Annotated in this window: 1 protein-coding gene; it reads left to right on the forward strand. The window is 41.4% G+C overall.

Annotated elements, in window-relative coordinates:
• Window positions 1-306, forward strand: a 306-nt coding sequence (locus SB658_RS22545; protein ID WP_410602450.1) for a Sua5 family C-terminal domain-containing protein, incomplete at its 5' end; no start/stop codon positions are given.
• Between the last annotated feature and the right edge of the window lie 39 nt (window positions 307-345).

The raw sequence follows: 345 nt of genomic DNA on the forward strand, positions 1-345 counted from the left end.
TTTTTTGGAAGTGATGAAGAGATGCAGCGTCACATTCAAACATACCAGGCAGAAGGTTTAAAAGTTGGTGTGCTGACAACAGAAGAAAAGAAATCGTTGTTTGCAGCAGATGTTGTCTTCAGCTGTGGATGGAGAGAAAAACCTGAAACGATAGCGGCAAACTTATATCGTGTATTGAGACAATTTGATGAGACAGATGTAGATGTCATTATTTCAGAAGCCTTTTCAGAGCAGGGGGTTGGTTCAGCAATTATGAACCGTCTGCAAAAAGCGGCAGGAGGGCGCACTCTCTCTTCATTCAAATAGTTCTAACCCTTCTTGGACAAACATAGGTTAAAGGAGAAT

Origin of the sequence: Bacillus sp. SIMBA_008, from assembly GCF_046535495.1 — a bacterium.
Classification (GTDB): Bacteria; Bacillota; Bacilli; order Bacillales; family Bacillaceae; genus Bacillus; species Bacillus subtilis.